Consider the following 15,893-nt stretch of genomic DNA (forward strand, 5'->3'; position numbering starts at 1 on the left):
GCCCCAAGCCCCTGCGCCTTCCTGTCGGCGCCCGGCCCTCTAAAATCCCAGTCCCCATGCCCGCCATTTCATTCCAGTCGGTGTCCAAAACTTACCTGTCGGCGCGTGGCACGGTGCCAGCGCTGGACAGCGTGTCTTTCGACATCGAAGAGGGTGAGTTTTTCGGCCTGCTGGGCCCCAATGGCGCCGGCAAAACCACCTTGATCAGCATCCTGGCCGGCCTGGCGCGGGCCAGCAGCGGCCGGGTGCTGGTGCAGGGTGCCGACGTGCGCACCGACTATGCCCAGGCCCGCCGTCGGCTGGGGGTGGTGCCGCAGGAACTGGTGTTCGATCCTTTCTTCAACGTTCGCGAGACCCTGAAGATGCAGTCGGGCTATTTCGGTGTGACCGGCAACGACGCCTGGATTGACGAGCTGCTGGACAGCCTGGGTTTGGCCGACAAGGCCCAGGCCAACATGCGCCAGCTGTCGGGCGGCATGAAGCGCCGGGTGCTGGTGGCCCAGGCCCTGGTGCACAAGCCGCCGGTCATCGTGCTCGACGAGCCCACCGCCGGCGTGGACGTGGAGTTGCGGCAAACGCTGTGGCAGTTCATTGCCAAACTCAACAAACAAGGCCACACCGTGCTGCTGACCACCCATTACCTCGAAGAGGCCGAAGCCTTGTGTGGCCGCATCGCCATGCTCAAGCGCGGCCAGGTGGTGGCGCTGGACAGCACCAGCGCCTTGCTGAAGTCCTCGGTCAACAACGTGTTGTGCTTCAAGACCGATGCCGAATTGCCGGCCGCGCTGGCCGATCGGGCCCGGGTGACCGGCCGCATCGTGCAGCTGCCGGCCCACGACGCCCACGAGATCGAGCAGCACCTGGCGCTGCTGCGCGCGGCCAACGTGGCGGTGGAGGATGTGGAGATCCGCAAGGCCGACCTGGAAGACGTGTTCCTGGACGTGATGGCCGCTGGCGGGAATGCGCCACGCCCGGCAACACCGGTGGGAGCTTCCGCATGACCGGCTGGAAAGCCCTGCTCTACAAAGAGGTGATGCGCTTCTGGAAAGTGCGTTACCAGACCGTGGGCGCGCCGGTGCTGACCGCCGCCCTCTACCTGCTGATCTTCGGCCACGTGCTGGAAGACCATGTCAAGGTCTATGGCCAGGTCAGCTACACCGCCTTCCTGGTGCCTGGCCTGGTGATGATGAGCGTGCTACAGAACGCCTTTGCCAACAGCTCGTCCTCGCTGATCCAGAGCAAGATCATGGGCAACCTGGTGTTTGTGCTGCTCACCCCGTTGAGCCACTGGCACTGGTTTGCCGCCTACGTGGGCTCTTCGGTGGTGCGTGGGCTGGCGGTGGGCCTGGGGGTGTTGGCCGTCACCTCGTGGATGACGGTGTTGCCGGTGGCTGCACCGCTGTGGATCGTGGTTTTCGCTTTGTCGGCGGCCGCGCTGATGGGCACGCTGGGCCTGATTGCCGGCCTGTGGGCCGAAAAGTTCGACCAGATGGCGGCCTTCCAGAATTTTTTGATCATGCCCATGACCTTTTTGAGCGGCGTGTTCTATTCCATCCATTCGCTGCCACCGGTGTGGCAGAAGGTCAGCCACCTGAACCCGTTTTTCTACATGATCGACGGCTTCCGCTACGGGTTTTTTGGTGTCAGCGACGTCTCCCCCTGGGCCAGCCTGGCCATCGTGGTGCTGGCCCTGCTGGCCGCCAGTGCGGTGGCCATGCAGCTGCTGCGCACCGGTTACAAGATTCGAGGATAAAGACCCATGACCGCCGACGAACTGCGCACCATCATCGCCAACGGCCTGGCCTGCGAGCACCTGGAATTGAGCGGCGACGGCCGGCACTGGTATGCGACCGTGGTGTCGGCCGAATTCGAGGGCCAGCGCCTGATCAAACGCCACCAGCGGGTTTATGCCACGCTCGGTGCGAAAATACAGACCGACGAGGTGCATGCCTTGTCGATGAAGACCTACACCCCCGCCGAGTGGGCCGCCAAGGCCCATTGACCCCCTGCCGGCGTTGGCGCGTTGGCCAGCACGACCGCCCGGTGGCGGCGCTGAGACGATTTTGACGAGAACCCTATGGACAAGCTGTTGATTCGCGGTGGCCGTGCGCTCCACGGCGAGGTGCGAATTTCAGGCGCCAAGAACGCAGCCCTGCCCGAGCTGTGCGCAGCCCTGCTGACGGCCGAGCCGGTCACGCTGCTGAACACCCCACGCCTGCAAGACGTGGCCACCATGCTCAAGCTGATCCGCAACATGGGCGTGTCGATTGAGCAAACCGACGAGCACAGTGTGCGGCTGGACGCCGGTGGCCTGAACAACCCCGAAGCGCCCTACGAGCTGGTGAAGACCATGCGAGCCTCGGTGCTGGCGCTGGGCCCGCTCTTGGCCCGCTTCGGTCATGCCAAGGTGTCGCTGCCCGGCGGCTGTGCCATCGGCTCGCGGCCGGTGGACCAGCACATCAAGGGCCTGCAGGCCATGGGTGCCGAGATCGTGGTCGAGCACGGCTACATGCTGGCCAAGTTGCCGGCCGGCCGCAGCCGACTGAAGGGCGCCCACATCACCACCGACATGGTCACCGTCACCGGCACCGAGAACCTGATGATGGCCGCCACGCTGGCCGAGGGCGAGACGGTGCTGGAAAACGCCGCCCAGGAGCCGGAAATCACCGACCTGGCCGAGATGCTGATCGCCATGGGCGCCCGCATCGAGGGCCATGGCAGCCGCCGCATCCATATCCAGGGCGTCAACGCCTTGCATGGCGCCACCCACCAGGTGGTGGCCGACCGCATTGAGGCCGGCACCTTTTTGTGCGCCGTGGCCGCCACCGGTGGCGACGTGCTGCTGCGCGACGGCCGGGCCGACCACCTGGACGCGGTGATCGACAAGCTGCGCGACGCCGGTGCCCAGGTCGAGGCGGTGGACGGCGGCATCCGTGTCCGTGCCACGGGCCGGCTGAAGGCGCAGAGCTTTCGCACCACCGAATACCCCGGCTTTCCCACCGACATGCAGGCCCAGTTCATGGCGCTGAACGCCATCGCCCAGGGCGCCAGCAAGGTCACCGAGACCATCTTCGAGAACCGCTTCATGCACGTCAACGAGCTGGTGCGCCTGGGTGCGGCCATTCAGATCGACGGCAAGGTGGCGCTGGTGGAGGGCGTGCCCCAGCTGTCGGGCGCCACCGTCATGGCCACCGACCTGCGGGCCTCGGCCAGCCTGGTGATCGCTGGCCTGGTGGCCGACGGCGAGACCCTGGTCGACCGGATTTACCATCTGGACCGCGGTTACGACCAGATGGAAGCCAAACTGCGCGGCCTGGGCGCCGACATTGAAAGAGTGAAATGATCACACTGGCCCTGTCCAAAGGACGCATCTTCGACGAAACCCTGCCGCTGCTGCGGGCCGCTGGCATCGAGGTGCTGGAAGACCCGGAGAAGTCGCGCAAGCTGATCCTGCCGACCAACCGAGACGACGTGCGGGTGGTGCTGGTGCGCGCCAGCGACGTGCCCACCTATGTGCAGTACGGCGGTGCCGACCTGGGTGTGACCGGCAAGGACACCCTGATCGAGCACGGCCTGGAGTGGGGCGGTGCGGCCGGCAGCGCCGGCCTCTACCAGCCGCTGGACCTGCAGATCGCCAAATGCCGCATGAGCGTGGCGGTGCGGGCCGATTTTGACTACGCCAACGCCGTGACCCAGGGCTCGCGCCTGAAGGTGGCCACCAAGTACGTGGGCATTGCGCGCGACTTCTTCGCCACCAAAGGCGTGCACGTGGACCTGATCAAGCTCTACGGCAGCATGGAGCTGGCGCCACTGACCGGCCTGGCCGACGCCATCGTCGACCTGGTGTCCACCGGCAGCACGCTCAAGGCCAACCACTTGGTGGAAGTGGAGCGCATCATGGACATCAGCGCCCGCCTGGTGGTCAACCAGGCCGCGCTCAAACTCAAGCAGGCCCCGATCCGCCGCATCATCGATGCGTTCGCGTCGGCCGTGCCGCAGAAAGCCGCCTGACCCACCATGAACTTGGCCGCCACCCCCGCCCGACTGTCCACCGCCTCGACCAGCTTCGAGGCCGATTTCAAGGCCAGGCTGCATTGGTCGGCCGACACCGACGCCGCCATCGAACAGCGGGTGGCCGACATCCTGGCCGATGTGTTGCAGCGCGGTGACGCCGCGGTGCTGGAGTACACCCAGCGCTTCGACGGCCTGGCCGCCACCTCCATGCAGGCGCTGGAGCTGACCCAGGCCGAGCTGAAAGCCGCTTTCGACGGCCTGCCTGCCGCCCAGCGCAGCGCGCTGGAGTCGGCTGCCCGCCGCGTGCGCAGCTACCACGAAGCGCAGAAAAAAGCCTCGGGCGAGAGCTGGAGTTACCACGACGAAGACGGCACGCTGCTGGGCCAGAAGGTCACGCCACTCGACCGGGTGGGCATTTACGTGCCCGGCGGCAAGGCCGCCTACCCGTCCAGCGTGCTGATGAACGCCATTCCCGCCCATGTGGCCGGGGTGGGCGAGATCATCATGGTGGTGCCCACGCCCAAGGGCGAAAAAAATGCGCTGGTGCTGGCCGCCGCCCATGTGGCCGGCGTCAGCCGCGCCTTCACCATCGGCGGCGCCCAGGCGGTGGCGGCGCTGGCCTACGGCACGGCCAGCGTGCCCAAGGTCGACAAGATCACCGGCCCGGGCAATGCCTATGTGGCCGCCGCCAAACGCCGGGTCTTTGGCACGGTGGGCATCGACATGATTGCCGGCCCCAGTGAGATCCTGGTGCTGGCCGATGGCAGCACGCCGGCCGACTGGGTGGCCATGGACTTGTTCAGCCAGGCCGAACACGACGAGCTGGCGCAAAGCATTCTGCTGTGCCCCGACGCGGCCTACATCGACGCGGTGCAGGCCGCCATCGACCGCCTGCTGCCCAGCATGCCGCGCGCCGAGATCATCGCCAAAAGCCTCAGCGGCCGCGGCGCGCTGATCCTGACCCGCGACATGGCCGAGGCCTGCGCCATTTCCAACCGCATTGCGCCGGAGCACCTGGAGGTCTCCAGCCAGGAGCCGCACCGATGGGAGCCCTTGCTGGTGCACGCCGGGGCCATCTTCCTGGGCGCCTACACCAGCGAAAGCCTGGGCGACTACTGCGCCGGCCCCAACCATGTGCTGCCCACCAGCGGCACCGCGCGCTTTTCCTCGCCGCTGGGCGTGTACGACTTTCAGAAGCGCAGCAGCCTGATCGAGGTCAGCGCCCAGGGCGCCCAGACCCTGGGTCAGGTGGCGGCCGAACTGGCCTATGGCGAAGGCCTGCAGGCCCATGCCCGTGCAGCCGAGCTGCGGCTGACCGTGGTGCCACCGATGCGGGGTGCGGCATGAACGCGCCCCAGCCCATGGACCGCATCCGCCCCGACGTGCGGGCCATGCACGCCTATGTGGTGCAGGACGCCGCCGGCATGGTCAAGCTCGACGCGATGGAAAACCCCCACCTGCTGCCCGCTGAATTGCAGGCGGCGCTGGGCCAGCGGCTGGGCACGGTGCCGCTGAACCGCTACCCTGGCGAGCGCATCGACGACCTGAAACGCGCGCTGGCCGTCCACACCGGCTTGGCCGAGGGTCAGGCGCTGATGCTGGGCAATGGCTCGGACGAACTGATCTCGCTGCTGACCCTGGCCTGCGACCAGCCCGGCGCGGTGGTGCTGGCGCCAGTGCCGGGCTTTGTGATGTACGCCATGAGCGCCCAGCTGCAAGGCCTGCGCTTTGTCGGCGTGCCGCTGACCGCCGACTTCGAGCTGGACGAGCAGGCCATGCTGGCCGCCATTGCCGAGCACCACCCGGCCATCGTCCACCTGGCCTACCCCAACAACCCGACGGCCAACCTGTGGGACGCCAGCGCCATGGCCCGCATCATCGACGCGGTGGGGCAGCAGGGCGGTTTGGTCGCCATCGACGAGGCCTACCAGCCCTTTGCCAGCCGCAGCCACCTGGATGTGATTCGCCAGCAGCCCGAACGCCACCGCCATGTGCTGCTGATGCGCACCCTCAGCAAGTTCGGCCTGGCCGGCGTGCGGCTGGGCTACATGGTGGGCCCGGCGACGCTGATCCACGAGGTGGACAAGGTGCGTCCGCCCTACAACGTCAGTGTGCTCAACGCCGAATGCGCGCTGTTCGCGCTGGAACACGCGGCGGTGTTCGCCGCCCAGGCCGCCGACATCGTGGCCCAGCGTGGCCAGCTGATGGCGGCGCTGGCCGCCATGCCCCAGGTCAAGGCCTGGCCCAGCGACGCCAACATGGTGCTGGTGCGGGTGCCCGACGCACAAAAAACCTTCGACGGCATGAAGGCCCAAGGGGTGCTGGTGAAGAACGTTTCTAAAATGCACCCATTGCTGGCCCAATGCCTGCGGCTGACCGTGGGCACCGCCCTTGAAAACGCCCGCATGCTGGCCGCCTTCCAACAAGCCCTATGACCACCGCCGACCCGCTCCAACACGCCCCCCGCACCGCCGAGGTCACGCGCCACACGGCCGAGACCCAGATCACCGTCAAGCTCAACCTCGACGGCACGGGCCAGGCCAAGCTGCACACCGGCATCGGCTTCTTCGACCACATGCTGGACCAGATCGCCCGCCATGGGCTGATCGACCTGGACATCCAGGCCGTTGGCGACCTGCACATCGACGGCCACCACACGGTGGAAGACGTGGGCATCACGCTGGGCCAGGCAGTGGCCAAGGCGGTGGGCGACAAAAAAGGCATCCGCCGCTACGGCCACGCCTATGTGCCGCTGGACGAGGCGCTGAGCCGGGTGGTGGTGGACTTCTCCGGCCGCCCCGGCCTGGAAATGCATGTGCCCTTCAAGAGCGGCATGATCGGCGCGTTCGACACCCAGCTGGCCTACGAGTTTTTCCAGGGCTTCGTCAACCACGCCTTTGTCACGCTGCACATCGACAACCTGCGCGGCGACAACGCCCACCACCAGGCCGAGACGGTGTTCAAGGCCTTTGCCCGCGCGCTGCGCGCGGCGCTGGAGCGCGACCCGCGTTCGGCCGGCGTGATCCCGTCGACCAAGGGCTCCTTGTGATGGCGTGTCTTCAGTCGCCTTCTGCCCAGCGCCCCTTCTGAACTGGTGGTCATGAACAACGCAGCAAACACCGTGGCGGTGGTGGACTACGGCATGGGCAATCTGCGCTCGGTGTCGCAGGCGGTGCAGGCCGCGGCCGATGGCAGCGGCGTGCGGGTGGTTGTCACCAGCGACCCGCAGCAGGTGCTGGCCGCCGACCGGGTGGTGTTGCCCGGCCAGGGCGCCATGCCCGACTGCATGCGTGAGCTGCGCGAATCCGGCCTGCTCGATGCGGTGCTGGACGCGGCGGCCCGCAAGCCGCTGTTCGGCGTCTGTGTGGGCATGCAGATGCTGCTGGACCGCAGCGAAGAAGGCCCCACCGACGGCCTGGGCCTGATCCCTGGCGAGGTGGTCAAGTTCGATCTGGCCGGCCGGACCCAGCCCGACGGCAGCCGCTACAAGGTGCCGCAGATGGGCTGGAACCAGGTTTTCCAGTGTGGCCATGGCGCGGAACGCCACCCGGTGTGGGCCGGCGTGCCCGACGGCAGCCATTTCTATTTTGTGCACAGCTTCTATGCCCGAACGTCGGATGCGCGCCACAATGCGGGCGAGGCCGACTACGGCGGCCTCTTTACGGCGGCCGTGGCACGCGATAATATTTTTGCAACCCAGTTCCATCCCGAGAAAAGCGCCAACCAGGGGTTGGCCCTGTACCGCAACTTTCTCCACTGGAATCCCTGAATCGTGACCCCCGCGCTTTTCACCGCGTGCGCTGCGCTGCCTCCCGAGGGAGGCTCGGCTTGCCACGGGCGGGCCAGCGCGGCGGCTTTGCCGGCTTCATTTTTCTAACCCGAGTTCTCCCTTCGCTCCTTCCGGCACCATGCTTCTCATTCCCGCGATTGATTTGAAAGACGGTCACTGTGTGCGCCTGAAACAGGGCGACATGGACCAATCCACCACCTTCGGGGAAGACCCGGCGCTGATGTCGCGCAGCTGGGTCAACAAGGGCGCCCGACGCCTGCACCTCGTGGACCTGAACGGCGCCTTCGCCGGCAAGCCCAAGAACGAACTGGCCATCAAGAAGATCCTGAAGGAAGTGGGTGGCGAGATCGACGTGCAGCTGGGTGGCGGCATTCGTGACCTCGACACCATCGAGCGCTACCTCGACGCCGGCCTGCGCTACGTGATCATCGGCACCGCCGCCGTGAAGAACCCCGGTTTCCTGCAGGACGCTTGCACCGCTTTTGGCGGCCACATCATTGTTGGCCTGGACGCCAAGGACGGCAAAGTGGCCACCGACGGCTGGAGCAAGCTCACCGGCCACGAGGTGATCGACCTGGCCAAGAAGTTCGAGGACTACGGCGTCGAATCCATCATTTACACCGACATTGGCCGCGACGGCATGCTCAGCGGCATCAACATCGACGCCACCGTCAAGCTGGCGCAGGCGCTGACCATCCCGGTGATCGCTTCTGGCGGCCTGTCCAACATGGCCGACATCGAGCAGCTGTGTGCCGTGGAATCGGAGGGCATCGAGGGCGTGATTTGCGGCCGGGCCATCTACACCGGCGACCTGGATTTCGCCGCCGGGCAGGCCCGCGCCGACGAACTGGGCATCAAGTGAGCACCCGGCGTTGCCGCCGGGATGGGCGCTGAGATGCTGGCCAAAAGAATCATCCCCTGCCTCGACGTGACCGGTGGTCGCGTGGTCAAGGGTGTCAACTTCGTGGAGCTGCGCGACGCCGGCGATCCGGTGGAGATTGCCGCCCGCTACAACGAGCAGGGCGCCGACGAGCTGACCTTCCTCGACATCACCGCCACCAGCGATGGCCGCGACCTGATTCTGCCCATCATCGAGGCGGTGGCGTCCCAGGTCTTCATCCCGCTGACGGTGGGTGGCGGCGTGCGCACGGTGGACGATGTGCGCCGTTTGCTCAACGCCGGCGCCGACAAAACCAGCTTCAACTCCGCGGCCATTGCCAACCCGCAGGTGATTGCCGAGGCCTCGGCCAAGTACGGGGCCCAGTGCATCGTGGTGGCCATCGATGCCAAGCGCCGCAGCGCCGAGGACGCGGCCACCCGCGGTGCCGGCTGGGACGTTTACAGCCATGGCGGGCGCAAGAACACCGGGCTGGACGCGGTGGCCTGGGCCACCGAAATGGCCCGGCTGGGCGCCGGTGAGATCCTGCTGACCAGCATGGACCGCGACGGCACCAAGTCGGGCTTCGACCTGGCGCTGACCCGGGCGGTCAGCGACGCGGTCAGCGTGCCGGTGATCGCCTCTGGCGGCGTGGGCACGCTGGACCACCTGGCCGACGGCGTGCAGCAGGGCGGCGCCGACGCGGTGCTGGCCGCCAGCATCTTCCACTACGGCGAGTTCACCGTGGGCCAGGCCAAGGCCCAGATGGCCCTGCGCGGCATCCCCGTCCGGCTGTAAGCCGCGCGGTTTCAAGCACAATCCAGCCATGGATTGGCTCAACAGCGTGAAATGGGACGATCAGGGCCTGGTGCCCGTGATCGCGCAGGAACAAGGCAGCAACGACGTGTTGATGTTTGCTTGGATGAACCGCGAGGCGCTGCAAAAAACCGCCGAGCTGGGCCGGGCGGTGTATTTCAGCCGCTCGCGCCGCAAACTGTGGTTCAAGGGCGAGGAGTCGGGCCATGTGCAGACCGTGCATGAGATCCGGCTGGACTGCGACAACGACGTGGTGCTGCTCAAAGTTACCCAACTGGGCCACGAGCCCGGCATCGCCTGCCACACCGGTCGCCACAGCTGCTTTTTCAGCCTGTACAAGGACGGCGCCTGGGTGGCCACCGAGCCGGTGCTGAAAGACCCTGAATCGATTTACAAATGACCACCTCTCAGGACTCCCTGGCGCGCCTGGCCGCCATCATCGAAAGCCGCAAGGTCGCCCACGGTGGCGATCCGGCCACCAGCTACGTGGCCCGGCTGCTGCACAAGGGCCCGGACGCTTTTCTGAAGAAAATCGGCGAAGAGGCCACCGAGACGGTGATGGCGGCCAAGGACGTGGACCATGGCGCCGACAAGGCCAAGCTGGTCTACGAGGTGGCCGATTTGTGGTTTCACTCGATGATTGCGCTGGCCCATTACGGGCTCAGCCCGGCCGATGTGATTGCCGAGCTGGAGCGTCGCGAAGGCACCAGCGGCATCGAGGAAAAAGCGCTGCGCAAGGCGGTGGACCGCGAGCACAGCGAGGGCCAGCCCCGACCATGAGCGAGGTCACGGTGGTCATTCCCGACGGCAAGACCGACAACCAGCGGCTGGCCATGCATGCGCTGTATGCCGCCCACACGCTGGCCTGGGCCACAGCGGGCACACTGGCGGTGGTGGCGCTGATCGTCAACTGTGTGCTGCGCGCCGACGAGGTCGACCCGGTTTACCTGAGCCACCACAACTACATGGTCCGCACCTTCTGGTGGACCGTGGGCTGGTTGGTGCTGTTGTCGCCGCTGTGGCTGCTGGTGCTGCCCGGCGCGGTGGCCTACACCGTGGTGGGGCTGTGGTACCTGTACCGCTGCCTGCGCGGCTGGCTGCGTTTCCACCAATCCCGAATGGCCTGAGGCCCAACGTCCATGAGCACCGATCCGAACTGCATCTTTTGCAAAATCGCCGCCGGCAAGATCCCGTCGCGCAAAGTCTATGAAGACGACGAAATCTTCGCCTTCCACGACCTGCACCCCTGGGCGCCGGTGCACTTTCTGATGATTCCCAAGCTGCACCTGCACTCGATGGCCGGTGTCACCGACGACCATGCCGGCTTGTTGGGCCGGATGATGGCCCTGGCGCCCAAGCTGGCGCTGCAAGAGGGCTGCCGCCCTTACCCCGAAGGGGGCTTTCGCATCGTCACCAACACCGGTGCCGAGGGCGGCCAGGAAATTCACCACCTGCACCTCCATGTGATGGGTGGCCCGCGGCCCTGGTTGCGCGGCTGAAGATGTGACGGCCGGTGACCGGCTTAGGGTTAATCCTTGCGGAATTTCACAGGGTGCGGTTTCCGCGCCCTAAAATCACAGCAATTTCTAGGAGGCATTCATGGGTTCTTTTTCTATCTGGCACTGGCTGATCGTGCTGTTGATCGTGGTGATGGTGTTCGGCACCAAGAAGCTCAAGAACATGGGCTCTGACCTCGGTGGCGCGGTCAAGGGCTTCAAGGACGGCATGAAGGACGGTTCGGCCACGGCCGAGGACAAGCCGGCCGAGACCGCCAAGGTGACGACCAACGCCACCACCGCCGACAAGACCACGATCGACGTCGAGGCCAAGAGCAAGTCTTGAGCACGGGTAAGCACCAGTGATTGACCTTGGCCTGTCCAAGATGGCGCTGATCGGTGCCGTCGCTCTCATCGTCATCGGTCCTGAAAAACTGCCGCGCGTGGCGCGCACCGTGGGCACCTTGCTGGGCAAGGCCCAGCGCTACGTGTCCGATGTCAAGGCCGAGGTCAACCGCTCGATCGAGCTGGAAGACCTGAAGACCATGAAGGACAGCATGGAGGCCGCGGCGCGCGACGTGCAGAACTCGGTGCAGACCGGTGCCAACGCGTTCGAGAAGCAGATGGCCCAGGTGGCCGACGAGGTTTATCACAACCCCCAGGAGCCGGAGCCCGGTTCGATTTACATCAAGGAAGCGGTGGTCCCGGAATACCGCAACCCGAACAAGAAATGGCGCAGCAAGCGCGGCGCCGTGCCCAGCTGGTACAAAGCCCGCACCGGCGTACGCACCCGGGCCTTGTCCGGTGCGGCCCGTGTGGCCCGCTACCGTCCTGTCAAACCGGGTTGATGGGTGGGGAATTTCCCACACGGCGCTGGGGCCTGACCCCCTTTGAACGAGTCCCTCTTCCATGTCCGACCCTCAAGACGAACTCGCAGGCTCTGAACAGCCCTTTGTCCAGCACCTGATGGAGCTGCGCGACCGCCTGGTGCGCGCCATGATCGCGGTGGCCGTGGCCGGTGCCGTGCTGGCGCTGTTTCCCGGCCCCGCCGCCCTGTACGACATCCTGGCCCACCCTCTGATCGACACCCTGCCCAAGGGGGCGACGCTGATCGCCACCTCGGTGATTTCGCCGTTTGTGGTGCCGCTGAAGATTCTGCTGATGACGGCTTTTCTGCTGGCCCTGCCGGTGGTGCTGTACCAGATGTGGGCTTTTGTGGCCCCCGGCCTGTACGCCCATGAGAAGCGGCTGGTGCTGCCCCTGGTGGTGTCCAGCACGGTGCTGTTCTTCATCGGGGTGGCGTTTTGCTACTACTTCGTGTTTGGCCAGGTGTTCAAGTTCATCCAGGGTTTTGCCCCGAAGAGCATCACCGCGGCGCCTGACATCGAGGCCTACCTGAGTTTTGTGTTGACCATGTTCCTGGCCTTCGGCATGGCCTTCGAGGTGCCCATTGTGGTCATTGTGCTGGCCCGCATGGGCATGGTCAGCATCGAAAAGCTGAAGGAGTTTCGCGGCTATTTTGTGGTGCTGGCCTTCATCATCGCCGCCGTCATCACGCCGCCGGACGTGGTGTCCCAGCTGGCCCTGGCCATTCCCATGATCCTGCTCTACGAGGTTGGCATCTGGGCAGCACAGGTGTTCATTAAGCACACCCAGCCGCCCGCTGAAGGTGTCGAAGTGACCAAGCGCTGATCGGTCAGCGGTCTTTCAAACCGGCCGCGTGCCGGGTCTGAAGGGGTGGTCCTGGTTCAGGGGCGTTGGGCCTTGGGCGGTTTGGGCCGCACGCCCGGCGTGACTTCCACCGCCAGCTGCTCTTCCTTGCGCTGCACGAGAAACTTCGCCGGCTTCCCCGGTGGCAGGGCGGCCACCGCGCTCAACAGGCCGGTCACGTCGTGCACCACAGCGCCCGCCACCTGCGTCACCACATCGCCTGGGCGGATGCCCGCCTGGGCGGCCGGGCCCCGCTGCAGCACGCCGGTGATCATCACGCCGTCCTTGGCCTTGACGCCAAAGGTCTCGGCCAGTTCGGCGGTCAGGTCTTGGGGTTCCACACCAATCCAGCCCCGGGTGATCTGGCCGTCTTTCACAATGCCTTCCAGCACTGCCTTGGCCGTCGACACCGGGATGGCGAAGCCAATGCCCATGCTGCCGCCCGAGCGGGAGTAGATGGCGGTGTTGATGCCCAGCAGGTTGCCGGCGGTGTCCACCAGCGCGCCGCCCGAGTTGCCAGGGTTGATGGCCGCGTCGGTCTGGATGAAGTTCTCGAAGGTGTTGATGCCCAGCTGGTTGCGTCCCAGCGCGCTGACGATGCCGCTGGTGACGGTCTGGCCCACACCAAAGGGGTTGCCGATGGCCAGCACCAGGTCGCCCACCTGCAGGTTGTCGGAATTGCCCAGCGTGATCACCGGCAGCCGGTCGAGTTCGACCTTCAGGATGGCCAGGTCGGTGTCCGGGTCGGTGCCAATCACCTTGGCCCGGGTGCGTCGGGCGTCGTTGAGGATGACCTCGATCGCGTCGGCCCCCTCGACCACGTGGTTGTTGGTCAGGATGTAGCCGCTGGCGCTGACGATCACGCCGCTGCCCAGGCCCCCCTGCGGCTCGTTACCACGCTCACCAAAAAAGAAGCGGAACCAGGGGTCATTGGCCTGTGGGCTGCGCTCGGCCGCCTTGCTGGTGCTGATGCTCACCACCGCCGGCGAGGCTTTGCGGGCCGCCATGGCCAGGCTGCCCGGCGCGGGCGTGCCCGCCGTCACCGCCGGTGCCTCCACCAGATCCACCGAGGCGCTGGGCCGCTGGCTCAGCCATTCGGGCTGCAGCGTGGCAAGCACGAAGTAGGCGGCCAGCAACACCGTGGCGGTTTGGGCGAACAACAACCAGAGTCGTTTCATGGCGGGCTTCTCATTCCAGCGGCAAGGCGAGGGCGCCTCCGTCGACAAATTGTAGGCGCGCGCTGTGACCCCGCCGGGACGAGAGAATTCACAGACAATCGATCCAACTCCTGCCCACCCCGATGATTGCGCGCCAGCACCTGCTCACCACCCTCGACACCCTGTTGCAACCGGGGGCCTTCAAGGACTATGGACCCAACGGCCTGCAGGTCGAGGGCAAGGCCGAGGTGGGCAAGCTGGTGTCTGGCGTGACCGCCAGCCGCGCCTTCATTGAAGCGGCGATTGAGGCCAGGGCCGACGCGGTGCTGGTGCACCACGGGCTGTTCTGGCGGGGCCAGGACGGCCGGGTCACCGGCTGGATGAAGCAGCGCCTGGCGCTGCTGCTGGCGCACGACATCAACCTGCTGGCCTACCACCTGCCACTGGACGCCCACCCCACCCTGGGCAACAACGCCCAGCTGGGCCGGGTGCTGGGCCTGCAAGCGCAGTCGCGTTTTGGCGAGCAGAGCCTGGGTTGTCTTGGCCAGGCGCTGGGCGATGGTTTTGCCCATGCTGGGGCATTGGCCGACCATGTGGAAAAGACGCTGCGGCATGCAGTGGTCCGCGTGGGTCCGATGGACCGGCCGGTGAAGCACATCGCCTGGTGCACCGGTGGGGCCCAGGGCCATTTCGAGGCGGCCATCGCCGCCGGGGCCGATGTGTTCATCACCGGTGAAATCTCCGAGCCCCAGGCCCATTACGCCCGCGAATGCGGCGTGGCCTTTCTGGCCTGCGGCCACCACGCCACCGAACGCTACGGTGCGCCGGCGGTCGCGGCCCATGTGGCGGCCGAGCTGGGCTTGGCGCATGAATTCATCGACATCGACAACCCCGCCTGAGGTCCATGTCCCTTCCCATCGCCATCACCCTGGGTGACCCGGCCGGCATTGGGCCGGAAACCATTGCCAAGGCTTTTCGTGACGACGCCGAGGCCACCCAAGGCTGTTTTGTGGCTGGTCATGTGGGCCTGGTGCGCCGGGCAGCGGCCTGCATCACCGGGCCGGGTCAGCCGCCGTTGCCGGTGGTGGCCATCTCGTCTGTGGCGGATTTGGTGGGCCTGCCGCCCCGCTGCCTGCCGGTGTTGCCAGTGACCGAATTGCCCGACGCGGCCTGGCCGGCCTGGGGCCAGGTGTCGGCCGTGGCGGGCCGGGTGGCGGCCGACTGTGTGCTGTGGGCTGCCCGGGCGGCGCTGCGTGGCGAGGTGGCGGCGCTGGTGACGGCCCCGTTGCACAAAGAGGCTTTGCACGCCGCGGGCGTGGATTTCCCCGGTCACACCGAGCTGTTGCAGGCCGAGGCTGCGGCCCACCTCGGCCAACCGGTGTCCGCCGTGCCGGTGCGCATGATGCTGGCCAACGAGGAACTGCGCACGGTGCTGGTCAGCATCCATGTGTCGCTGCGCCAGGCCATCGACGCGGTGACGCAGGCCAATGTGTTGTTGACCCTGCAGATTGCCGACGCCGCGCTGTCGCGCAGCCTGGGGCGTCGGCCGCGGCTGGCGGTGGCTGGCCTGAACCCGCACGCGGGCGAGGGCGGTCTGTTCGGCTGGGAAGAGCAACGCGAGATTGCCCCGGCCGTGGCGGCCGCGGTGCAGAGCGGCATCCACGCCGTCGGGCCGCTGGCACCCGACACGGTGTTCATGCGTGCCCGGCGCGGCGAGTTCGATGCGGTGGTGGCGATGTACCACGACCAGGGCCTGATTCCGGTCAAGTACCTGGGGGTGGAGCAGGGCGTCAACGTGACGCTGGGACTGCCGCTGGTGCGCACCAGTCCCGACCATGGCACGGCTTTCGACGTGGCCGGCACCGGCCGGGCCGACCCCCGCAGCCTGCTGGCCGCGCTGCGCATGGCCAGAACGCTCAGCGCAACGGTCTGACAGGCCAAGGTCCAGCCTCTTAGGCGCAGCGAATCACGCGCCGTGGGGAGCGTGGGGCGGGCTGTTTTTCCGCCGGACCGCCCCAAGGAAAAACGCGACC

Annotated in this window: 21 protein-coding genes; 20 read left to right on the plus strand and 1 reads right to left on the minus strand. The window is 66.5% G+C overall.

The window, feature by feature from the left end; translation table 11 throughout:
* Positions 1-56: 56 nt before the first annotated feature.
* From AC4BAR_RS07765 to tatC, 18 genes are all read left to right on the plus strand, one after another.
* Entirely contained in the window at positions 57-1,001 is a 945-nt protein-coding gene (locus AC4BAR_RS07765; RefSeq protein WP_490627280.1) for an ABC transporter ATP-binding protein, read from the plus strand.
* Positions 998-1,753, plus strand: coding sequence for an ABC transporter permease (locus tag AC4BAR_RS07770; RefSeq protein WP_490627281.1), 756 nt, complete (start codon positions 998-1,000; stop codon positions 1,751-1,753). Before AC4BAR_RS07765 ends, AC4BAR_RS07770 begins: the two co-directional genes overlap by 4 nt.
* Positions 1,754-1,759: 6 nt before the next feature.
* Entirely contained in the window at positions 1,760-2,002 is a 243-nt protein-coding gene (locus AC4BAR_RS07775; RefSeq protein WP_490627282.1) for a BolA family protein, read from the plus strand.
* 75 nt (positions 2,003-2,077) lie between these two features.
* A complete protein-coding gene (murA, locus tag AC4BAR_RS07780; protein WP_490627283.1) occupies positions 2,078-3,343 on the plus strand; it encodes a UDP-N-acetylglucosamine 1-carboxyvinyltransferase in 1,266 nt (421 codons plus the stop codon).
* Complete coding sequence (gene hisG / locus AC4BAR_RS07785; protein ID WP_490627284.1) at positions 3,340-4,011, plus strand: ATP phosphoribosyltransferase; 672 nt, start codon at positions 3,340-3,342, stop codon at positions 4,009-4,011. The genes murA and hisG overlap by 4 nt, the downstream gene beginning before the upstream one ends.
* Before the next feature lie 6 nt (positions 4,012-4,017).
* Positions 4,018-5,361: a histidinol dehydrogenase gene (gene hisD, locus AC4BAR_RS07790; RefSeq protein ID WP_490627285.1), complete on the plus strand. Its 1,344-nt coding sequence runs from the start codon at positions 4,018-4,020 to the stop codon at positions 5,359-5,361.
* Positions 5,358-6,449, plus strand: coding sequence for a histidinol-phosphate transaminase (gene hisC / locus AC4BAR_RS07795; RefSeq protein ID WP_490627286.1), 1,092 nt, complete (start codon positions 5,358-5,360; stop codon positions 6,447-6,449). The genes hisD and hisC overlap by 4 nt, the downstream gene beginning before the upstream one ends.
* A complete protein-coding gene (gene hisB, locus AC4BAR_RS07800) occupies positions 6,446-7,063 on the plus strand; it encodes an imidazoleglycerol-phosphate dehydratase HisB (RefSeq protein ID WP_490627287.1) in 618 nt (205 codons plus the stop codon). The genes hisC and hisB overlap by 4 nt, the downstream gene beginning before the upstream one ends.
* A 51-nt stretch (positions 7,064-7,114) precedes the next feature.
* Entirely contained in the window at positions 7,115-7,783 is a 669-nt protein-coding gene (gene hisH, locus AC4BAR_RS07805; RefSeq protein WP_490627288.1) for an imidazole glycerol phosphate synthase subunit HisH, read from the plus strand.
* Between the two features lie 139 nt (positions 7,784-7,922).
* On the plus strand, positions 7,923-8,666 hold the full coding sequence (gene hisA / locus AC4BAR_RS07810; protein WP_490627289.1) for a 1-(5-phosphoribosyl)-5-[(5-phosphoribosylamino)methylideneamino]imidazole-4-carboxamide isomerase: 744 nt from the start codon (positions 7,923-7,925) through the stop codon (positions 8,664-8,666).
* Positions 8,667-8,699: 33 nt separating this feature from the next.
* Complete coding sequence (gene hisF / locus AC4BAR_RS07815; protein ID WP_490627290.1) at positions 8,700-9,479, plus strand: imidazole glycerol phosphate synthase subunit HisF; 780 nt, start codon at positions 8,700-8,702, stop codon at positions 9,477-9,479.
* A 28-nt stretch (positions 9,480-9,507) separates the two neighbouring features.
* Complete coding sequence (hisI, locus tag AC4BAR_RS07820; RefSeq protein WP_490627291.1) at positions 9,508-9,897, plus strand: phosphoribosyl-AMP cyclohydrolase; 390 nt, start codon at positions 9,508-9,510, stop codon at positions 9,895-9,897.
* On the plus strand, positions 9,894-10,277 hold the full coding sequence (locus AC4BAR_RS07825) for a phosphoribosyl-ATP diphosphatase (protein ID WP_490627292.1): 384 nt from the start codon (positions 9,894-9,896) through the stop codon (positions 10,275-10,277). Before hisI ends, AC4BAR_RS07825 begins: the two co-directional genes overlap by 4 nt.
* Positions 10,274-10,624, plus strand: coding sequence for a DUF4870 family protein (locus tag AC4BAR_RS07830; RefSeq protein WP_490627293.1), 351 nt, complete (start codon positions 10,274-10,276; stop codon positions 10,622-10,624). The genes AC4BAR_RS07825 and AC4BAR_RS07830 overlap by 4 nt, the downstream gene beginning before the upstream one ends.
* Before the next feature lie 12 nt (positions 10,625-10,636).
* Complete coding sequence (locus tag AC4BAR_RS07835) at positions 10,637-10,996, plus strand: histidine triad nucleotide-binding protein (protein ID WP_490627294.1); 360 nt, start codon at positions 10,637-10,639, stop codon at positions 10,994-10,996.
* A 100-nt stretch (positions 10,997-11,096) separates the two neighbouring features.
* A complete protein-coding gene (gene tatA / locus AC4BAR_RS07840) occupies positions 11,097-11,339 on the plus strand; it encodes a Sec-independent protein translocase subunit TatA (RefSeq protein ID WP_490627295.1) in 243 nt (80 codons plus the stop codon).
* A 16-nt stretch (positions 11,340-11,355) separates the two neighbouring features.
* Entirely contained in the window at positions 11,356-11,841 is a 486-nt protein-coding gene (gene tatB / locus AC4BAR_RS07845; protein ID WP_490627296.1) for a Sec-independent protein translocase protein TatB, read from the plus strand.
* Between the two features lie 61 nt (positions 11,842-11,902).
* Positions 11,903-12,685: a twin-arginine translocase subunit TatC gene (gene tatC, locus AC4BAR_RS07850; RefSeq protein ID WP_490627297.1), complete on the plus strand. Its 783-nt coding sequence runs from the start codon at positions 11,903-11,905 to the stop codon at positions 12,683-12,685.
* Positions 12,686-12,741: 56 nt separating this feature from the next.
* Here the strand turns inward: tatC and AC4BAR_RS07855 are convergent, their stop codons facing one another.
* Positions 12,742-13,881 carry a trypsin-like peptidase domain-containing protein gene (locus AC4BAR_RS07855; protein WP_490627298.1) on the minus strand — a complete coding sequence of 380 codons (1,140 nt, stop codon included), beginning with the start codon at positions 13,879-13,881 and terminating at the stop codon, positions 12,742-12,744.
* A 122-nt stretch (positions 13,882-14,003) separates the two neighbouring features.
* Between AC4BAR_RS07855 and AC4BAR_RS07860 the strand changes: the two genes are divergently transcribed.
* Positions 14,004-14,759 (plus strand): Nif3-like dinuclear metal center hexameric protein, encoded by a 756-nt coding sequence (locus AC4BAR_RS07860; RefSeq protein WP_490627299.1) that lies wholly within the window; start codon positions 14,004-14,006, stop codon positions 14,757-14,759.
* Positions 14,760-14,764: 5 nt separating this feature from the next.
* Positions 14,765-15,793: a 4-hydroxythreonine-4-phosphate dehydrogenase PdxA gene (gene pdxA / locus AC4BAR_RS07865; protein ID WP_490627300.1), complete on the plus strand. Its 1,029-nt coding sequence runs from the start codon at positions 14,765-14,767 to the stop codon at positions 15,791-15,793.
* The last annotated feature ends 100 nt before the right edge of the window (positions 15,794-15,893 follow it).

The organism is Rhodoferax sp. SPJ4 (genome assembly GCF_058216275.1).